Raw genomic sequence first — 19,299 nt, 5'->3', positions numbered from 1 at the left:
GAGACGACCGCTTTGCGGTCTCCTCAGGATGAGGCTGAGCGGCATCTTCGCCTGCCGAAACTGCTGCCACACACTCCGCCCTCATCCTGAGGGCCCGCCAAAGGCGGGCGTCTCGAAGGATGGGCCGCAGGGATACGGCCTCCCCGCGCTTGAACCGGCGGGGCGAATGGTTAGTTTTGGGGGACGGCGAATCGCTTCGTTTCGCCCCTCCTCAAGACAGACATGGCCACCTTCACCCCGCATCAGGATGCCGCGCTAAAAGCCGTCGGCGACTGGCTCAAAGCAAAACCGGGACGGGGCGGCACGCCGCCCGTCTTCCGCCTGTTCGGCTTTGCCGGCACCGGCAAGACCACGCTGGCGCGGCATATCGCCGAGGGCGTCGACGGCGAGGTGAAATTCGCCGCCTTCACCGGCAAGGCGGCCCTCGTCATGCGCAACAAGGGCTGCGACGAGGCCTCCACCATCCATTCGCTGATCTACCGCGCCCGCGAATCCGGCGAGGAGCAGCCGAGCTTCGAATTGTGGGACGACGCGCCGGCCTCAAAAGCCAAGCTGATCGTGATCGACGAATGCTCGATGGTCGATGCCGAACTCGGCCGCGACCTTATGTCGTTCGATTGTCCGCTGCTGGTCTTGGGCGACCCCGCGCAGCTGCCGCCGATCCAGGGCGGCGGCTTCTTCACCAATTCCGAGCCCGACGCGATGCTGACCGAGGTGCATCGCCAGGCGCAGGACGATCCGATCGTGCGGATGTCGATGGACGTGCGCGAGGGCCGCGAGCTCGACATCGGCCGCTACGGCGAGAGCGAGGTGGTCTCGCGCAAGGAGCTCGATCCCGACCGTGTCATGGGCGCCGACCAGGTCCTGGTCGGGCGCAACAACACGCGACGCGCATACAACATGCGGGTGCGTCAGCGCCAGAACATCGAGGACCAGTTTCCGGTCGCCGGCGACAAGCTGGTGTGCCTGCGCAACAACCGCAAGAAGGGCCTGTTCAACGGCGGCCTGTGGCGCGTGAAGTCGCGCAACACCTCGCGCTCGAAATCGCGCATCCTCTCCATGCGGCTGTCGCCGGATGAGGATTTTGGACACAAGGTGACCAAGGTGTCCGTGCGCGCCGACTGTTTCGAGGGCGGCATCGAGCAGATCGCCTGGGAGCAGCGCAAGCCCTACGACGAGTTCGACTATGGCTACGTGCTGACCGTGCACAAGTCGCAGGGCTCGCAATGGGACGACGTCGTGCTGTTCGACGAGAGCTTTGCGTTTGGGGATAGCCGGGCGCGGTGGCTGTACACGGGGATTACGCGGGCGGCGAAGAGGTTGAGTATCGTCGTTTAAAACTCCGCTGCCGTAGGGTGGGCAAAGGCGCAGCGCGCCGTGCCCACGATCTCTCTCCATAACCAACAAAACGCGTGGGCACGCTTCGCTTTGCCCACCCTACGGCACCGTGAATGAGGCGCGGGTGTCGCGTCCCACAGTACCCCGTCATTCCGGGGCGGCTCGAAGAGCCGAACCCGGAATCTCGAGATTCTCAGGTGCGCAATTGCGCACCATAGTTCGATGCTTCGCATCGCCCCGGAATGACGAATTGGGTTGCTCCGCAACCCAATTCGTCACTTCCCCGCAACGAAATAGAAATCCTCGCGGCCCGGCGGCGAGCCGTAGGTGAAGGGCTGCTGCTCGTGCTTGGTCGCGGCCCAGACGTCGTCGCGGACGATGTCGAACAGCTTTCTGATCTCGACCTTCGGCTCCTTGATCTCGCGGGCGAGCGCGGTAGCGAACGGGCTGTTGGCGCTGCCGTCGCCGTCCATTGCGGTCTCGCCGTGCTTGGCGGCATAGACCACCATGAAACCGGCACCGGGCTCGATGTTGGAAAAGCCCTTGTCGACCAGCTTCAGCGACAATGTGCGCTGCATGGTCGGCGCGAACGGATTGTCACGGCAGGCATCGAGGACCACGAGACGCATCTTTCGCGCGGCGCCGACTGCGGCGATGACCTGCTCCAGCGCGACCGCTTGCGTTTCGGCGTCCCTGTCGGCGGCAAGCTTGGCATCGACGGGGACGAGATAGTTGACCCCGCCGATCTCGAAGCCGTGGCCTGCATAATAGACCACGGCCCAGTCGGCCTTCTCCGCCTCCTCCGCGAAGGCCTTCAGCGCGTCGAAGAACTTGTCGCGGGTGAGATCGCTGACGGATATCACGGTCTGGAAGCCGACATCGCGCAGCACGTTTGCGATTAATTTCGAGTCGCGCGGCGGATTGGGCAAGGCGTGCACGTTCGTGTAGGCGCCGTTGCCGATCACCAGCGCGACGCGGCGCCCGCCGGGCGCGCCCGCCGGCGCTTGCGGCGTCAGCGCGGCGAGCCGCTCCTGCGCGATCGCGCGGGCACGCGCGACGTCGATCTCGTCGAACCTCGTCAGCGAGTAGGCCGCCGCGCGATAGTCGGCTCTAGCCTGGGCGAGATCCTTCTTCCGCTCGTAGATCTGGCCGCGGCCTGAATGTGCCCGGACATTGTTCGGGTTGATCTGGATCGCCGTGTTGTAGTCCTTCAGCGCGGCATCGAGATCGCCCTTCATCATGCTGACGTCGGCGCGATTGTTGATCGCGTACACGTTCTTCGGCTGCCTCTCGATCAGGCCGTTGCAGTCGGCAAAGGCCTGCTCATACTTGCCCATCATGCCCCAGGTGATGCAGCGGTTGCTGGCGATCTGCGGCGCGGCCGGATCGATCTTCTCGGCCTCCGCAAAATCGGCGATCGCGCCATTGAAATCTTTCATCAGCGTGCGCACGCGGGCACGATTGGTCCAGCCGAGCAGGAATTTCGGCGTGTATTTGATCGACAGGTTGAAATCGTCGAGCGCGCTTTGCAGCGCGCCCCTGCGCAGCTGGATGACGCCGCGATTGTTGTAGGGGACACCGTAGGTCGGCCGCTTCTGGAGCGCGAGGTTGTAGTCGGCCATCGCGAGGTCGTCCTTGCCCGTGCGCTCATAGGCGAGGCCGCGCAGGTTGAGCGCAATGGCATAGTCCGGATCGAGGTCGACGGCCATGGACAGGGTCTCGATGGCTCGGACGTAGTCGCGCTTGTTGATCAGCGTGTTGCCACGCACCGACAGCGCGACGGCCTTGTCCTTGCCGGTCAGGCGATCGGCGTTGAGCAGATTGTCGCAGGCCGGTGCGCGGGCCTGCATGTCGGCCTGGCGGTCGCGGCAGATGGCGAGATCGTCGCTGACTTGATCTGCATAGGCGATCGCGACACAGGCAATCAGGGTGAGGAGGGTCAGGGAAACGACGCGCAGCATGTTGTCAGGTCAGCTCCAGCCACCACTTTTCCAGGTCGATCGTCGATGGCGCGGGTTCAGCGGAAAACCGCCTCACACTTTGCGCTAACGCGGCCCTTCGGATCAGGATCATGCTCTTAGCGCGGAGTTCCTCATCCCGCCAAGCCGGCTGTCTCAGGCCGCTTCTTTCACAGACTCGTGTCCGTATCGGCGTAACAATCGATCCCTGTCCCCGTATCTCCAGTGACTGAAATGCGGCCGGGCAGGCTGTTCGCCCGGTGCCAACCGACCTAGACTGTCCCCCCTTCCGAAAAGAGGCTCCGCCATGCGCCGTCCTGCCCTCCTGACCCTGCTCGCCGCCACCGCTGCCGCGACACTGGCCTTTGCCGTGCCGTCCCGGGCCGCCGAGGACGCGGTCGTGATCCCGGCCCCGGCCGTGGACGCAGCGCCCGCGAGCGACATCCAGACCGCCGTGGTCGCCGGCGGCTGCTTCTGGGGCGTGCAGGGCGTATTCCAGCACACCGCCGGCGTCGTCAACGCGGTCTCCGGCTATGCCGGCGGCACCAAGGCGACCGCCGACTACCAGACCGTCTCGAGCGGCCGGACCGGCCACGCGGAATCGGTCGAGATCAAGTACGACCCGAAGAAGATCTCTTACGGAAAGATCCTCCAGATCTACTTCTCGGTGGTGCACGACCCGACCCAGCTCAACCGCCAGGGCCCCGACGTCGGCACGCAATATCGCTCGGCGATCTTCACCACCTCCGACGAGCAGAAGAAGGTGGCGGAGGCCTATATCGCCCAGCTCAACGGCGCCAAGGTGTTCGGCAAGCCGATCGTGACCAAGGTCGGCGCGCTGGAGGCGTTCTATCCGGCGGAGGCCTACCACCAGGACTATCTGACCCTGCACCCGAACCAGCCCTACATCGCCTATAACGACCTGCCCAAGGTCGAGAACCTGAAAAAGCTGTTCGCGGATAATTACATCGAGAAGCCGACGCTGGTGAATGCCAGCAAGGCCACCAACTGATCGCGAGATCATCGAAAGCAAGATCACCGAAGAAACGGGAGACCCATGCCCGACATCAAGGCGAAAACCACCGACGACAAGATCATCAAGAGCGAAGAGCAGTGGCGGCGCGAGTTGACGCCGATGCAGTACGCGGTGCTGCGCGAGAAGGCGACCGAGCGTCCCTTCTCCGGCGAATATGAGCACGACCATCGCGCCGGCACCTATGTCTGCGCCGGCTGCGGCAATTTGCTGTTCGAGTCCGACGCCAAGTTCGATTCCGGCTGCGGCTGGCCGAGCTTCACCGCGCCTGCGGTCGAGAGCCATATCGACGAGGAGCGGGATGTCAGCCACGGCATGATCCGCACCGAGGTGCTCTGCTCCAAGTGCAGCGGCCATCTCGGCCACGTCTTCCCCGACGGCCCCGGCCCGACCGGCCTACGCTACTGCATCAACTCCGCGGCGCTGAAGCTCGAGCCCAAATAACCCAGCGCGCGCCCGGGTTCCCCCGTGGAACCCGGCGGCGCGATGTGCTTTTCTTCCCTGGCGGTGCGGCCGATGATCGCATTTCGGCGGCCGCCAGGGGAGGATGCCATGACGCTTGGGACCATCCTGATCATCCTGGTGATCATCTATCTCGTCGGCGGCCTGTCGGGCCGGTTCGGCGGCTACGGCTATGGCCTCGGCCATTCCGGCATGGGCATCGGCGGGGTCGTGCTGGCGGTGCTGATCGTGCTGCTGCTTCTTGGCAAAGTGTAAACCATATAAGCCATTGAAATAACTGAAATTATTGCGTCTGCGGGGCTGCCATGCATGGATTCATCATCTCGCATCGCGGGGGTCGCATTTTTGTCAAAACGGCCTATATTAGTGGACGAAAATGACATGTGCGGCGGGCCCGCTCGATCACGGCCGCTGCCCTCCCAAACCCCACGCGCTTAAAGCCCCAGAGAGATCACGAGGTCTTTGACCATGCGTCCACTGCGTCCGTTCAACTTCAACACTTCCGCCGAACTCTTCCCCGCTGCGATCCGCAAGAAGAAGCGCGCCGGCTTCACCTATCGCCGGTTCGGCACCGCGGCCGAAGCCGTGCAGTTCGCGATGGAGCAGTTGCCGACGGATTCGCTGAACGGCGCCTATCTCCAGGTCGAGGAAGCGCGCTTCGACCAGAACGGCATCCGCTCGCTCTATGAGAGCGAAGCCTTCCCGCTGCCGCGCCGCCCTAGGCCGGCCCCGGCCGCCGAGACCGACGCCGACGCGGCGTAAGTTTTCGCCAAGCCCCGATGTGCGCTGAAAGCGCGATGGCCGAAGGGTCGTCGCGCTTTTTGCGTTTCCTGCCTCTCGCGCTTTCTCTCTTTCCCCTCTCCCCATTCTTACGGCAGGGCAATCGCATACGACTTTTAGCAACGCCGCACCGCACGCCTCGTCCTTCGGAGACGACCGCTCCGCGGTCTCCTCAGGATGAGGCTAAGCAGCATTGGCGCCCGTTGAAATTGGTGCCGCGCACTCCGCCCTCATCCTGAGGGCCCGCCGCCGGCGGGCGTCTCGAAGGATGGGCTACGGGCGAGCTGGTCGCCACGCTTCTTGGTATGCGATAGCCCAGCCGCAAGCGGGGAGAGGCGAAGAAGCGCTAGATCCGTGGCTGCTTGTCGAGCCAGCGGCGCAAGAGGCGGACATTGCGCATGTTGGCGCGGAACATGACGTCGAAGGCATCGCCCGCGAACGGGACCATGCCGACCACGCCATCGACCGCGACATTGCCGAGCATGCGCGCGGTGATGTACCAGGGCGCGCCCAGCGCCCTCGCTTCGCGCACCAGCCACAGCGAGATCGCGGTCGTGATGATGTCGCCGACCACGGGGATCAGCCCGATCAGCCCGTCGATGCCGTAGCGGATGTTGGTGCCGGGCAGAATGAAGGCGACGTCAAGCAGCTTGGCGATGGCCTCGAGCCGCGCGATGCGTTGCTCGCGCGTGAGATTGCCGAACGGGTTGTCCTTGCCGAATTCAAAGCGAAACTCGCGAAAGCCCTGGTCGAGCGTCTCCGGGCGGATCTCATGCCCTTCCTGGTCGATGATCGGTCCGCGCGCTTCACTGCCCGTGCGCGAACGGCTTCCGGAACGGGACTTGCGGGGCACAAGAATGTCGTCGTCGGACATGGTCATAACCTGAGCGAAACGCGCCAACGCGGCGGAGGTTGCTGCACCGTGCCTGAACGCCGCGCGTTCAGGTCGGTGCCGCCGCGGATTGCGGCTCCTCGACATATCTATGCACGAGCCAGGAGGAAAACACCGACGGCACGAAGCCGACCATGCCGTACAGGATGAACTGCACCACGCCCGAATCCGGCCCGCGCGAGCTGTAGGTCAGCGAGGCCAGCACGAAGGCGAACAAGCCGACAAGGAGCATCCGCAAGACGGGGCCGATCCGGCGGATGTGGATTAGGATGTCGTCGACCGCGCCGATCATCAGCGAGGGCAGGAAGCCGAACAGATAGCTGTATTGCAGGGTCTTGAAGAACACCGCGAACAGCTTGCCGACCTCACCGAGACTGGTCTGGGTCCAATAGCCGGACTGATAGGTCGTGGTCAGCAGCAGCAGGAACCCGCCGACGAACGGTCCAACCAGCGCAAACACCAGATAGCGTTTCATCAAATTCCCTCACACATCGGCCCGTTATAGCAGCGCCGCGGGAACCTTGAACAGCGGGGCGGCGTCCGCCTCGAGGGGAACAAGTTGGCGAGGCGACAGTTCAGACAGGACCTAAATCATCCCTGTCGGACAGGAGCCGCCGATGTCCCGTAAATTTCTTCTGGCGACGATCACGCTGGTCGCCCTGAGCGGCCTGCCGGGCGCGCCCGCTTTCGCCCAAGGCCACATGGGCACGCCGCAGGAACAGAACGCCTGCTCGCGCGATGCGTCGCGGCTGTGCCGCAAGGAACTCGGCAATGACAGCGCAGTGCAGAGCTGTCTGCAGGCCAATCGGGCCAAGCTGTCGAGATCATGCAGCAAGGTGTTCGCCAGCCACGGCATGTGAGGATCGGAAACAGCCCTGTGAACGGAGAGTGAAGCCATGCTGCGCGACGAACAACTCTCGATCCTCAGGGACATCAGCCAGTCCGTTGCCTTCGCCGACGACCGCCAGGGCAAGATCGGCGAGCTGATCGCCGATGGCTATGTGATGAAGGACGGCGATCTGTTCGAGCTCACGGCGAAGGGCGTCACGGCGGTGGAGGAACATGCCGCTTCGCTCGGTGCTGATGATGCGGAACAGGCGAGCGCATCATCCGACCGGCTGATCTGATCGCGCCATCTCGCGTGCTGCGTGACGTGCGTGCAACAATTGCGAATTCATTTGCGATGACCATTGCAGGCCCGTGACAATGGCGCATACTTCGCTCGGGCGGCGCAGCACTTTCGATTCGACATCAAGTAATCGAGCGACCACATGCGGGATCAAGATCCCGGCGTGAAGGCTGTGACGTGCGGCAGATCAAGCCGCGTGCGGCGCCCCAAAACCAAGCGGCTCAAGCCCAGGGAACTCGGGGACCCATCCATCATGACACGCTATCAGACCATCGCTTCGCTGTTCGCCTTCTCCGCTGCCATCGCACTCCAGACATCGCCCGGCCTCGCCTTCTCCTCCGAAGCGCAGCAGATGTGCTCGGCCGATGCGATGCGGCTGTGCTCCAGTGAAATCCCTGATATCCCGCGCATCACCGCCTGCATGGTCAGGAACAAGGCCCAGGTCAGCCCCGGCTGCCGCGCCGTGATGGACCGCGAGCACGCCGCCGCCGCGGCAGCCCGCAAGCGGGAAGCTGCGGCGAAGTAGCTGGAGGTCATTCCGGGGCGCGCGAAGCGCGAGCCCGGAATCCATTCCTCTACGTCACGTGCTGCGCAATGGATTCCGGGCTCGTGCTTCGCACGCCCCGGAATGACAGCAGCAGCTTAGTCGCCCCACTGCGCGAAGGCGTCGTTGAAGGCGCGCTCGCCGGGGGCGCCCTTCTCGATGGCGATGATGGCGCGGCGCTGGTTGGCGTAGACCAGGGGCACGTCGAACCAGGAACGCTCCTTCAGGAGCTGCACGTTGCGGGCGCGGTCGGCGTCGACATTGGAGAGGCCGACCAGGAAGAAGCCGTCGGTGACCTTGACCGCGAGGCCCGCGAGCGGCGTGCCGCGCGCCTGCTCGTTCGACTTCATCAGGATGCCCGGCACGTTGGAGACGCTGCCGCCCGGAAAATCCGGCGGCAGGATGAAGGTCAGCTCCGCGGTGTGGCTCGCCGGCAGCGAGGAGTCGGTATTGCGGCGGAACGACATCGTCATCTTGAACTTGCGGTCGGGAATCTCGATCTCGGCGCGCACGGCGACGTCGGCCTTCTGGTTGCCCGACGCCTTGATCGGCTCGAGCCGCCACACCACCGAGCCGACATATTGCTTGCCCTTCGGATCGGACGGATCCTCGTCATAGAGCACGACCTTCTGCGCCACCGGCGCAACCGGCTGGTCGCTGGCCGAGGGCTGGCCGACGCGGTCGGGGATCTTCGGCTTGCTCTGCGGCTGCGACGGATCCTTCGGCGCTTCCACCACCTGGGTCGGCGAGGACTTGAACAGGTTGGTGGCGATCTGGAGCAGCGGCTTGCCCCAGAGGATGCCGGCGCCGATCAGGATCAGCACGATACCGACGGCGATCGCGCTCTTGAACGGGAACGCGGAGCCGCGGCGCTTGGGCTTCTTGGCGTCGCGGTCGAGGACGGGGATGTGCGGGCGCGGCGAAGGCGGCTGCGGCGTGTAGCGCTCGGCCTCCTCGATCGACTCGTCATAGGAATAGGGCGCGTCCTGCTCGCCGGCGCGGTTCTCCAGGCTCGGCTCGAGCCGGTCGAATTCCGGCGAGGGCGAGGGCACGTTGGCATAGGTGCGGCGCGCAGCGCGGTTGGCCTGTGCGGCCGCGCCGCCGAGATCGTTGGCGTCGGCCGTGATGTCGCGGAAGCCGCGCACGCCCGGGGCCGGCGGCAGCGCCGGCGGGGGACCGATATCAGGCGGACGGCGCCCACCGGCACGATCGCGGCCGGCCGGTGGCGGTGCCGGCGGCTCCGGCATCGGCGGCGGCGCGGAGGGACCCGGCTGGCGCGGCGCGTCGAAACGCGGCGCGCGCGGCGGACGCTGGGCGTCGCCCTGGTCATCGACGTTGAAGGACGGGCGGTCGGCCCGCGGCGGCGTCGGGGCCGGACGGGTGCGCGGCTGGGGTGGGGGCGGGCTCGCCTCGGTGGCACGGGTGCTGGCGCGGCGGAAGGCATCGCCGCTGCCGCTGCCGCCGGTGCGGCCGCCGCCGCCACCGGGGCGCGAGGCGTCGCGGGCGCGCTGGGCCGCCTCCGATTCGACCTTGCGGACGGCCTCTTCCAGCGACAGCCGTTCGCGGGTGATCTCGGATTCGGAGAGCGGCGGCTGCACGCTGCGCAGCTGCGCGATCAGCGCCGTGCGCGCCCGCTCATAGAGCGCGCGACGGCTTTCGCCGGGAGCGTTGGGGTCCAGGGCGGCAATAGCGCGGGCGATCAGCGGATAGTAATCAGCCATTTCTACTCAACTATGCGCGCGTCCCGGTAAGATATCGTTAAGCCTCAAACGGATTTTGCACCAGGATAGTATCCTCGCGTTCGGGGCTGGTGGAAAGCAGCGCGACCGGGCACCCCACCAATTCCTCGATCCGGCGGACATATTTGATGGCCTGGGCCGGCAGTTGGGCCCAAGACCGTGCATTGGCGGTCGGCTCCTTCCAGCCCTCGATGGTCTCGTAGATCGGCTCGACCCGGGCCTGGGCGCCCTCGCCGGCCGGGAAATGGTCGATCTCCACGCCGTCGAGCCTGTAGCCGGTGCAGACCTCGATCGAATCGAAGCCGTCGAGGATGTCGAGCTTGGTCAGCGCGAGGCCATTGATGCCGCAGGTGCGGACCGCCTGGCGGACCAGCACGGCGTCGAACCAGCCGCAGCGGCGGGGCCGCCCGGTGTTGGTGCCGAACTCGCGGCCGCGCTCGCCGATCTTGCGACCGATCTCGTTGTCCTGCTCGGTCGGGAACGGGCCCTGGCCGACGCGGGTCGTGTAGGCCTTGCACAGGCCGAGCACGTAGCCGACCGCGCCCGGCCCGAGGCCGGCGCCGGTCGCGGCCTGCGCCGCCACCGTGTTGGACGAGGTGACGTAGGGATAGGTGCCGTGGTCGACGTCGAGCAGCGCGCCCTGCGCGCCCTCGAACAGCATGCGCTTGCCGGCGCGCCGCTCGATGTCGAGCAGGCGCCACACCGTCTCGGCATAGGGCAGCAGCTGCGGCGCCATCGCCATCAGCTCTTTCAGGATCACCGCACTGTCGAATTCCGGCAGGTTGAGGCCGCGGCGCAGCGCGTTGTGGTGCGCCAGCAGGCGGTCGATCTTGTGCGGCAGCGTCTGATGATCGGCAAGATCCATCAGGCGGATGGCGCGGCGGCCGACCTTGTCCTCATAGGCCGGTCCAATGCCGCGGCGGGTGGTGCCGATCGCGGTCGCGGCGCTCGCGGATTCGCGGTGCGCATCGAGCTCGCGGTGCAGCGGCAGGATCAGCGTGACGTTTTCGGCGACGCGCAGGTTGTCGGGACTGACATCGACGCCCTGCGCCCTGAGCTTGGTGACCTCGTCGAGGAAGGCAGCGGGGTCGAACACCACGCCGTTGCCGATCACCGACAGCTTGCCCTCGCGCAGCACGCCGGAGGGCAGCAGCGCCAGCTTGTAGGTCTTGCCGTTGATGACCAGCGTATGGCCGGCGTTATGGCCGCCCTGGAAGCGGACGACGATGTCCGCCTGCTCCGACAACCAGTCGACGATCTTGCCCTTCCCTTCGTCGCCCCACTGGGCGCCGACGACGACAACGTTGGCCATTCGCGGGTAATCCCTGTTCAATCTGTCTCAAGGAGGCATGATCCTCGCGGAAAACCGGTGCCCACTTTTCCGGGATCATGCCTGATGCCCAGCCAATCCGCGGCCCAGGACCGCTCGCACGCAAGGCAGCCAACCGGATAAAGGAAGCGGCCCCTCTAGGCAAGCAAGAACGGGGCTTTTTCGAGGTCCAAAGGCCGGTCCAAGCCTTTGATATCCCCTTAAAATCTCGCAACCTTTGGGGCCGGCGCCAGGGCTTCGACCAAAGCCTGAGAAGCCGCCTTCGCCGCTGCATGGTCGCGATGCATCCGCCCCCCGTTGATGCAACCGCGATTTCCGTGTCTTTGAGCCAAGCCGGGCGATTGAAGCCGGCCCGGATATCGCCGGGCCGGGGTCCCGGCGCATGACGCGGGGCCATAACAACCACAATGTCCGCCACCGGCCAGACCACGAGCGCCGACGCATCCGGTCACAACTGGGTCGCCAACCAGCCTTATCTGCTGCTCAGCATCACCGCGCTGTGCTGGGCCGGCAACGCCATCGTCGGGCGGCTTGCCGCGGGCCATATCCCGCCGGTGACGCTGTCGTTCCTGCGCTGGCTGTTCGCCTTCCTGCTGGTGCTGCCGTTTGCCTGGAAGCATCTGGTGCAGGACTGGCCCGCGATCCGTGGGCGGCTCGGCCTGATGGTCACGCTCTCGATCACCGGCATCGGCGCCTTCAACACGCTGCAATATTGGGCGCTCGAGCACACGCAGGCGCTCAACACGCTGCTGCTGCAGTCGGCCGCGCCGCTGCTGGTGGCGCTGTGGTCGCTGGTCATTCTCGGCATCCGCCTCACCGCGGCGCAGGCCTTCGGCGTGCTGCTGTCGATGTGCGGCGTGCTGACCATCCTCCTGCATGGCGACTTCACCACGCTGTCGAACATCGAGTTCAACAAGGGCGATCTCATCTTCCTGCTCGCGCTGTTGATCTTCGCGCTCTATTCGGTGCTGAGCCTGAAGCGGCCGGCGATGCACGGCCTGTCGTTCCTCGCCTTCACCTTCGGTGCCGGCGCCGCATGCCTCATCCCGCTGGAGATCTGGGAGCTCTCCGCGCGTCCGGTGATGAAGCTGGATGCGCCGAACCTGCTCACTTTGTTCTATGTCGCGGTGTTCCCCTCGACCCTCGCCTATCTCTGCTTCAATCGCGGCGTGCGCCTGATCGGCGCCAACCGCGCCGCGCCGTTCTTCCATGTCGTGCCGGTGTTCGGCTCGATCATGGCGATGGCGTTTTTGGGCGAGCACCCGCAGGCCTTCCACTTCATCGGCTTCGCGCTGGTGCTGTCGGGTGTGTTCGCGGCGTCGAGGAAGCAGGCGGGCTAGTTCATTCCCTCTGCCCGCGGGAACGGCGAAGCACGCGCTGCATCACGAACGCGTCCAACATATTAGCCGCCGACGCCGCTCCTCGGCTCACGCGCGCATTGTAGCATTGCGGCCGCGTGGCTTGTGCCGCTACCGCAATCCGGCGCAAGCTCGTATCCGACACCCATGACGATTGCTTCGCCCGCGCCACCGGCCGCCAATCCGGCCAGCTGGCTCAACAACCAGCCTTATCTGCTGCTCAGCCTGAGCTCGCTGTTCTGGGCCGGCAACATCGTGCTCGCGCGCCATGTCGGCGCGCATGTGCCGCCGCTGACGATGACCACGATCCGCTGGTTCGGCGTGTTCCTGATCCTGTTGCCGTTCGCCTGGCCGCATCTGAAGCGCGACTGGCCCGCCTTGCGCAGGAGCCTGCCGCTGATGCTGTTCCTGTCGCTGGTGGGCTTCGCCTTCAACAACGCGATCTCGTACTGGGCGATGCAATACACCGAGGCGCTGAATGCGCTGCTGATCCAGTCGGCAGGTCCCCTGTTCGTGGCGCTGTGGTCGCTGGTGCTGTTCGGCGTGCGGCTGACCGGCGGGCAGCTCGCCGGCATCGCGATATCGCTGCTCGGCGTGCTGATCATCATCCTGCGCGGCGATCTCGCGGCGCTTGCAGGCATCAGCTTCAACCGGGGCGATCTCATGTTCGCCTACTCGCTGATCGCGTTCGGCCTCTACTCCGCCTACATCCCGCGCCGGCCCAAGGTCCACCAGCTGTCCTTTCTGTCCTTCACCACCTGCTGCGGCGCGATGATGCTGCTGCCCACCGCGATCTGGGAGGCAATGAGCGGCAACGTCATGCATTTCGATGCGCTGACGCTGGCGACGCTGGGCTACATCCTGATCTTCCCGTCGACGCTGGCTTATCTCTTCTTCAACCGCGGCGTCGCGCTGATCGGCCCGAACCGGGCCGCGCCGTTCTTCCATCTGGTGCCGGTGTTCGGCTCGGCGATGGCGATCCTGCTGCTCGGCGAGAAGCTGCAGCCGTTTCACCTGATCGGCTACGCCCTGGTGCTCGCCGGCGTCGTAATCGCCTCACGCCAGGGCGCGGCGGCGAAGTAATTCCGCGCGACGGACGTCGGCACTGTCGTATCCCGGACAAGATGCAGCGCGCAAGCGGTGCATCGCAGATGCCGGGACCCAGTTTGCCGCAACATGGGCCCCGGTTCAGCAGCGCATCACGCCGCGAAGGGCGGCGCGCTGCACTGCGCCCGGGGCACGAGCGCGAGATGACTCCTGTCTTCCGATTTTTGCGAGGACAAGCTAGGTTCCCCGCCAACGAAAAAGAGGGAACGACCAGACATGCTTTCAGCGTTGATTCGAAACCTGCGCATCATCGGCACGGCCACGCTCTGCCTCGCCGCCGCGACCGCCGCCCAGGCCGACAATTACCCCAGCCGCAACATCACGCTGGTGCTGCCGTTCGCAGCCGGCAGCGGCACCGACACCACGACGCGGCTGATCTCGCAGCATCTGTCGCAGGCGCTCGGCGTCGGCATCGTGATCGAGAACAAGGCCGGCGCCAACGGCATGATCGCGGCGACCTATGTCGCGCGCGCCGCACCGGACGGCTACACGCTGCTGGTGACGACCAACACCACGCATTCGGCCAATCCCTATCTGCTCAAGAGCCTCACTTACGATCCGGTCAAGGATTTCACCCCGATCGCCCGCACCGGCGACCTGCCCTTCATGCTGGTCGTTCACCCCGAGGTCCCCGCCAAGACCGTCGGTGAGCTGGTCGCCTACGGCAAGGCCAATCCGGGCAAGCTGAGCTACGCCTCGGGCTCGTCCTCGGCGATCGTGTCGGGTGCGACCTTCGCGCACAATGCCGGGCTCGACCTCTTGCACGTGCCCTACAAGAGCTCGCCGCCGGCGCTCAACGACGTCATGGGCGGCCGCGTCTCGATGATGTTCGTGGATATCCTGACCGGCCTGCCGCACGTCAACGGCAACGCGTTGCGCGCGCTCGCCGTCACCACCAAGGACCGCACCCCGCTGGTGCCGAACCTGCCCTCGATGCAGGAGGCCGGCGTGCCCGATTTCGACATCTCGTCGTGGCAGGGCTATTTCGGCCCCGCCGGCATGCCCAAGGAGATCGTGACGCGGCTCAACGCCGAGATCCGCAAGATCGTCGAGAAGCCGGAGATCAAGGCCCAGCTTGCGACGCTCGGCATGGACGCCTTCTCCGGCACGCCGGAGCAGCTCGGCACGTTCGTGAACGAGCAGCTGGTGCTGTGGGAGAAGCTGATCACCAACGCGAAGATCGAGAAGCAGTGAAAGCAGGATGGAAAGCTCTTGAGGCGACGCGCAAGCGCCTCATATGGCGTCACTCCGCTCGCTTGGCCACATGCCCTTGCGCACCCGCGACGCAGGGGTCGGGCCAGGCGTCGAGAAGATCTGCTCGACTTCGCGGCGCATCGTATCGTGGCATTCGCAGGCCGCGGCCGCGAGCCGCAGCCGGTCGACCTCGATTTGACCCCGTCGCTCGGATCTAATCGCTCCGGACGCACGCAGATTGCGCATCAGCAGCGTCACCGTCGTACGTCGGACACCGAGTATCTGCGACAATGCCTCCTGCGTGAGGGGGAGAACGTCATGATCGAGGCGGTCGCGAAGGTGGAGCAGCCAACGCACCATGCGGGCCTGGACCGGATGCAGCGCATTGCAGGCCAGCCCGAACTGAAACTGGACCAGCATCGCCTTAACGTGAGTCTGGACCGCGTGGCGGATCGCGGGGCTCTGATTGAAGGCGGCGTGAAAGCGTGTCGCGGGCATCCGCGAGGCGGTGCCCGCCGCGCGAACGACGGCGGTAATCGCCGAAGGCGACGATCCCAGCACGGAGAGACTCCCCACAGCCCCCTCGCGCCCGACCGCTGCGGTGGCAACCGTCTGCCCGTTCGCCATATCGATCATCAACGAGATGGCCCCGCTATGGGGGAAGATGACGTGGTCGACCCGATCACCCGCTCGCGACAGCACCGCGTCCTGATCGAGCGTGACCACCTCAAGCTCGGGCGCGAGTAGATCAAAGTCCGCCGGCGGCAGTGAGACCAAAAGGCGATTGCGAACTGCGCCGGAATGAATCACTGCGGCCGACTCGCTGGGAGGCATGCAGCGCCTTCGCCATTCGAGGCAGCGTGGAACGGCGGCCCTATCATTTGCTTGAAACTACCTTCTGTACGCACAACAACATGCAATTCACCCAGAGTCGCTTTTGCCCTCATCGTCGGCCTCGCGATACGCGCGCGAGCAATGCCGAACTCGATTTGGATGCAAGCGCGCGCGACAAGAAACAACTGCAAAATGCGTATGGGTAACACCGTAGTGCGGCGCAGAAGTTCCAATTTCCAGCATGCGGCAAAAGCTGCTGTCATCCCGAAAGGGAGTCGAATTGGCGCGCGGCACACATCGTAATCGTTCGACAATGCACGCAAGCGGGCATCGAAAAGCAGTGAGAGTCACAGGACGCAGTCATCGCCCGCCTTGTGCGCAATAGCGCGCTGGGGCGGGCGATCCAGTATTCCAGAGACAGCGAGGCTAGAGCCGAAAGGCCGCGGCGTACTGGATGCCCCGCCCCCCGTGCGCAATTGCGCGCCAGGCGGGGCATGACTGACGACAAACTCAGATAAACTCAAAAGAAAAAGGTGGGCACGACGCTTTCGCGTCTTTGCCCACCCTACGAATTCAGCAAGAATTTACGCCGCACGCACCTTGGCGAGAAAGCCGTCCACCGCGTTGCGCAACGCGCCGGACTGACTGTCCAGCTCGCGGGCGTTGGTGAGCACGTCGCCGGCGGCAGTGCCGGTCGCTTCCGCGGCCGAGGTGACGCTGCCGATATTGGCGTTGATCTCGCTCGAGCCGGCCGCGACCGACTGGATGTTGCGGGCGATCTCGCGGGTCGCTTCGCCCTGCTGCTCGATCGAGGCGGAAATGCCCGCGGTGATCTCGCTCATCTCGGCGATGGTCTGGGTGATGCCGCCGATCGCCGCGACCGCATCGCTGGTCGAGGTCTGCATCGCCGCGACCTGGGCCGAGATTTCCTCGGTCGCCTTGGCGGTCTGGTTGGCGAGCGCCTTGACCTCGGAGGCGACGACAGCGAAGCCGCGGCCGGACTCGCCGGCACGCGCCGCCTCGATGGTGGCGTTGAGCGCCAGGAGATTGGTCTGCGCCGCGATCGAGTGGATGAGCTTGACCACCTCGCCGATCTTCTCGGCGCCGGTGGAGAGCTCCTGCACCGTGGCGTTGGTACGCTCGGCATCGCTGACAGCGCGGCTCGCAACTTCCGTCGAGCGTGTCACCTGGCGGGAGATTTCCGCAACCGAGCTCGACAGCTCTTCGGCCGCCGCGGCAACCGTGCCGACGTTGCCGGAGGCCTTCGACGAAGCCGCGCCGACCGTTGCCGCACGCGAGGAGGCGTCGCTCGCGGTCGCGGTCATCGATTGCGCGGTGGTCTGCATGCCGGCTGCGGCCGAGGAGACCGAGCGGACGATGCCGTTGACGCTGCGCTCGAAGTCGCTGGCGATCTCTTCCATCGCGCTGCGACGTTCCGCCGCGGCGCGTTCCTTGGCATCGGCCTCAGTCTTCTCGAGGTCGCGGATGCGGACCGCGTTGTCCTTGAAGATCTGGACTGTCGCGGCCATCGCGCCGACCTCGTCGCCGCGGCCGACGCCGGGAATGTCGCCCTCGAGCTTGCCGTCGGCGAGGTCCTTCATGCGCATGCCGAGCAGCGCCAGCGGACGGCTGATGCTGCGACCGATCAACCAGGCGACGCTGCCGGCAACGATGACGATGCCGAGCATGGCAAGGCCGAGCAGCCAGTAGACCGGGCCCATCTTGGCATCGATATCTTCGAGATAGGCGCCGGTGCCGAGATACATGTCGAAACCGGGGACGGCGACCGCATAGCCGAGCTTGCGGATCGGCTTCTCCTGACCGGGCTTCATGTATTCATAGAAGAGAAGGATATCGCCATTGGCCTTGACGCCGTCCATGATCTCGCGAGACAGCTTGCGGCCGTTCGTCTCCACATCCATGCGGTTCTGGCCGATCACCTTCGGATCGGGCGCAAGCTGCGTGATGCCGTCATATGTGGTGCCGAACAGATAGCCGGAGCCCTTGTCGTAAGTCATCGCGTTGCCGTAGCGGCGCAGTTCCGCAAACGCGGCGTCCTTGGTCATCTCGCCGGCATTCACCCGCTTCATCAGCGTCGCGGCATAGTTGCGTGCCAGCTCGACGATCGCCTTGGTCTGGTCGATGCGCGCATTCACCATCTCGCGCTTCATCAGATAGCCGGCGAGAACTCCGGAGATGCAAAGGCCGAACAAGGTGACGCCGACAAGGATGCCAAGCTTGGGGGCGATCTTCAGGTTGCTCAACTTCACGGGATAGCTCCGGCAAAAAAGGGATACGGGCACGCGAGTGAATCGATCGAAATTGAATCAACTTTTAGGGAGGGACCCTTAGCAAGTTACTTACGCGCCTCCGTAGAAGCCCCGACAATGCCGGCAAAACTGGCAATATTCATCGCTCCGGACAACCGGCAATTGTACGCACCCGGCTCGATTTCGCGTAAAAGACGCAAAGGCCCGGGAGAAGGCCGGGTCACAACAAGAAACAAAATCGGGAGCAGGAAATGCCGAAATATAGGGTGGTGACGCCGAAGGGCGCGAGCTTCACGGTCGCGGGCAGCGATTATTCCTTTGAGCGCGAGGCGCTCGATCCGATCGATGCCGAGATCGTCGAAGCTCCCGCCAACGAGGCCGAGTTCATCGCCGCCGCGAAGGATGCCGACGCCATCTATGCCAAGGGCATCCCGATCACCAAGACCATCATCGACAGCCTGCAGAGCTGCAAGGTCATCACGCTCGGCTCGGTCGGCGTCGACAGCGTCGACGTGAAGGCCGCCACCGCCCGCGGCATTCCCGTCACCAACATTCCCGACACCTTCATCGAGGAGGTCGCCGACCACGCCATGATGCTGCTGCTCGCCGGCTTCCGCCGCCTGGTCGAGCAGGACCGCATGGTGCGTGAGGGCCGCTGGGCCGAGGGCCGGCCGGCCCTGCTCAAGATCCCGAGGCTGATGGGCCAGACGCTCGGCTTCATCTCGTTCGGCCGCGTCGCGCGTGCGGTTGCGAAACGCGCCGCGCCGTTCGGCCTGCGCATGATGGCCTACGATCCCTTCATCCAGGAGACGCTGATGTACGACCACGGCGTCATCCCCGCGACGCTGAACGAGGTGCTGTCGCAATCCGACTTCGTCTCGATGCATGCACCCGCGCGGCCCGAGGTGCATCACATGCTGACCGAGAAGCACTTCCGGCAGATGAAGAAGGGCTCGATCTTCATCAACACCGGTCGCGGCGCCACGGTGGACGAGGAGAGCCTGATCAAGGCGCTGCAGGAAGGCTGGATCGCGCACGCCGCCCTCGACGTGCTGGAGAAGGAGCCGCCCTCGCACAACAATCCTCTGCTCGGCATGGAGAACGTGACCCTAACCGCCCATGTCGCCTCGGCCTCGGCACGGTTCGACGAGGCGCGCAAGCGCCGCGTGGGCTACGAATTGTCACTGGTGCTTCAGGGCATGTGGCCGGTAAGCTGCGTCAATCCGTCGGTGCTGCAGAACACCGCGCTCCGCCGCTGGCAGCCCGTCAGCATGGATCGCGGGCCGAACAGCTAGGCGGCCGGCGCGACAAGCGCCGGAACCGGAAGACCC

General features: G+C 65.2%; 19 protein-coding genes. 12 read left to right on the top strand and 7 right to left on the bottom strand.

The genetic code is table 11. The annotated features are described in order from the left end of the window. Positions 1-222: 222 nt before the first annotated feature. Positions 223-1,338: an ATP-dependent DNA helicase gene (locus ACVJ19_RS16330; RefSeq protein WP_453950079.1), complete on the top strand. Its 1,116-nt coding sequence runs from the start codon at positions 223-225 to the stop codon at positions 1,336-1,338. A gap of 275 nt (positions 1,339-1,613) precedes the next feature. Here the strand turns inward: ACVJ19_RS16330 and ACVJ19_RS16325 are convergent, their stop codons facing one another. Then, entirely contained in the window at positions 1,614-3,299 is a 1,686-nt protein-coding gene (locus ACVJ19_RS16325; protein ID WP_453950078.1) for a caspase family protein, read from the bottom strand. A gap of 304 nt (positions 3,300-3,603) precedes the next feature. On the opposite strand from ACVJ19_RS16325, the gene msrA reads away from it, so the two are divergent. From msrA to ACVJ19_RS16305, 4 genes are all read left to right on the top strand, one after another. Beyond that, a complete protein-coding gene (gene msrA, locus ACVJ19_RS16320) occupies positions 3,604-4,308 on the top strand; it encodes a peptide-methionine (S)-S-oxide reductase MsrA (protein ID WP_453950077.1) in 705 nt (234 codons plus the stop codon). Between the two features lie 45 nt (positions 4,309-4,353). Beyond that, positions 4,354-4,773 (top strand): peptide-methionine (R)-S-oxide reductase MsrB, encoded by a 420-nt coding sequence (msrB, locus tag ACVJ19_RS16315; RefSeq protein WP_453950076.1) that lies wholly within the window; start codon positions 4,354-4,356, stop codon positions 4,771-4,773. A gap of 108 nt (positions 4,774-4,881) precedes the next feature. Next, on the top strand, positions 4,882-5,046 hold the full coding sequence (locus tag ACVJ19_RS16310) for a DUF3309 family protein (RefSeq protein WP_453950075.1): 165 nt from the start codon (positions 4,882-4,884) through the stop codon (positions 5,044-5,046). 213 nt (positions 5,047-5,259) lie between these two features. Then, positions 5,260-5,553, top strand: a complete 294-nt coding sequence (locus ACVJ19_RS16305) for a hypothetical protein (protein ID WP_014492502.1) — start codon at positions 5,260-5,262, stop codon at positions 5,551-5,553. A gap of 364 nt (positions 5,554-5,917) precedes the next feature. Here the strand turns inward: ACVJ19_RS16305 and ACVJ19_RS16300 are convergent, their stop codons facing one another. Together ACVJ19_RS16300 and ACVJ19_RS16295 are read right to left on the bottom strand one after the other, a co-directional pair. Next, the gene (locus ACVJ19_RS16300) at positions 5,918-6,451 is read right to left on the bottom strand and encodes a DUF4112 domain-containing protein (protein ID WP_212345215.1); all 534 of its coding nucleotides are present in this window, start codon (positions 6,449-6,451) and stop codon (positions 5,918-5,920) included. 61 nt (positions 6,452-6,512) lie between these two features. After that, positions 6,513-6,938, bottom strand: a complete 426-nt coding sequence (locus tag ACVJ19_RS16295; RefSeq protein ID WP_453950073.1) for a DUF5413 family protein — start codon at positions 6,936-6,938, stop codon at positions 6,513-6,515. 142 nt (positions 6,939-7,080) lie between these two features. Between ACVJ19_RS16295 and ACVJ19_RS16290 the strand changes: the two genes are divergently transcribed. The 3 genes from ACVJ19_RS16290 to ACVJ19_RS16280 all read left to right on the top strand — a co-directional run bounded on the left by ACVJ19_RS16290 (position 7,081) and on the right by ACVJ19_RS16280 (position 8,118). Beyond that, on the top strand, positions 7,081-7,323 hold the full coding sequence (locus ACVJ19_RS16290) for a hypothetical protein (protein ID WP_453950071.1): 243 nt from the start codon (positions 7,081-7,083) through the stop codon (positions 7,321-7,323). A gap of 36 nt (positions 7,324-7,359) precedes the next feature. Beyond that, the gene (locus ACVJ19_RS16285; RefSeq protein ID WP_026311765.1) at positions 7,360-7,590 is read left to right on the top strand and encodes a hypothetical protein; all 231 of its coding nucleotides are present in this window, start codon (positions 7,360-7,362) and stop codon (positions 7,588-7,590) included. 255 nt (positions 7,591-7,845) lie between these two features. Beyond that, a complete protein-coding gene (locus tag ACVJ19_RS16280; RefSeq protein WP_453950070.1) occupies positions 7,846-8,118 on the top strand; it encodes a hypothetical protein in 273 nt (90 codons plus the stop codon). Between the two features lie 116 nt (positions 8,119-8,234). On the opposite strand, the gene ACVJ19_RS16275 is transcribed toward ACVJ19_RS16280, so the two are convergent. Further along, positions 8,235-9,857, bottom strand: coding sequence for a hypothetical protein (locus ACVJ19_RS16275; protein WP_453950069.1), 1,623 nt, complete (start codon positions 9,855-9,857; stop codon positions 8,235-8,237). 37 nt (positions 9,858-9,894) lie between these two features. Further along, complete coding sequence (locus tag ACVJ19_RS16270; protein ID WP_453950068.1) at positions 9,895-11,187, bottom strand: adenylosuccinate synthase; 1,293 nt, start codon at positions 11,185-11,187, stop codon at positions 9,895-9,897. A 425-nt stretch (positions 11,188-11,612) separates the two neighbouring features. On the opposite strand from ACVJ19_RS16270, the gene ACVJ19_RS16265 reads away from it, so the two are divergent. The 3 genes from ACVJ19_RS16265 to ACVJ19_RS16255 all read left to right on the top strand — a co-directional run bounded on the left by ACVJ19_RS16265 (position 11,613) and on the right by ACVJ19_RS16255 (position 14,864). Next, positions 11,613-12,545 carry a DMT family transporter gene (locus ACVJ19_RS16265; RefSeq protein ID WP_453950067.1) on the top strand — a complete coding sequence of 311 codons (933 nt, stop codon included), beginning with the start codon at positions 11,613-11,615 and terminating at the stop codon, positions 12,543-12,545. Positions 12,546-12,710: 165 nt separating this feature from the next. Beyond that, positions 12,711-13,646: a DMT family transporter gene (locus ACVJ19_RS16260; RefSeq protein ID WP_453950066.1), complete on the top strand. Its 936-nt coding sequence runs from the start codon at positions 12,711-12,713 to the stop codon at positions 13,644-13,646. A gap of 240 nt (positions 13,647-13,886) precedes the next feature. Beyond that, positions 13,887-14,864 (top strand): Bug family tripartite tricarboxylate transporter substrate binding protein, encoded by a 978-nt coding sequence (locus ACVJ19_RS16255; protein WP_453950065.1) that lies wholly within the window; start codon positions 13,887-13,889, stop codon positions 14,862-14,864. Positions 14,865-14,903: 39 nt separating this feature from the next. Here the strand turns inward: ACVJ19_RS16255 and ACVJ19_RS16250 are convergent, their stop codons facing one another. Both ACVJ19_RS16250 and ACVJ19_RS16245 read right to left on the bottom strand, forming a co-directional pair. Next, on the bottom strand, positions 14,904-15,698 hold the full coding sequence (locus ACVJ19_RS16250; RefSeq protein WP_456739397.1) for a Crp/Fnr family transcriptional regulator: 795 nt from the start codon (positions 15,696-15,698) through the stop codon (positions 14,904-14,906). Positions 15,699-16,282: 584 nt separating this feature from the next. Next, positions 16,283-17,968 (bottom strand): methyl-accepting chemotaxis protein, encoded by a 1,686-nt coding sequence (locus ACVJ19_RS16245; RefSeq protein ID WP_453950063.1) that lies wholly within the window; start codon positions 17,966-17,968, stop codon positions 16,283-16,285. Positions 17,969-18,219: 251 nt separating this feature from the next. Here ACVJ19_RS16245 and ACVJ19_RS16240 point away from each other — a divergent pair, with 251 nt between their 5' ends. Next, complete coding sequence (locus ACVJ19_RS16240) at positions 18,220-19,263, top strand: C-terminal binding protein (RefSeq protein ID WP_453950062.1); 1,044 nt, start codon at positions 18,220-18,222, stop codon at positions 19,261-19,263. Positions 19,264-19,299 lie beyond the last annotated feature (36 nt).

The sequence above is a fragment of the Bradyrhizobium sp. USDA 376 genome, from assembly GCF_054063675.1.
The sequence above is the reverse complement of the archived record's forward strand: the minus strand, read 5'-3'. Positions and strand labels throughout refer to the sequence as shown.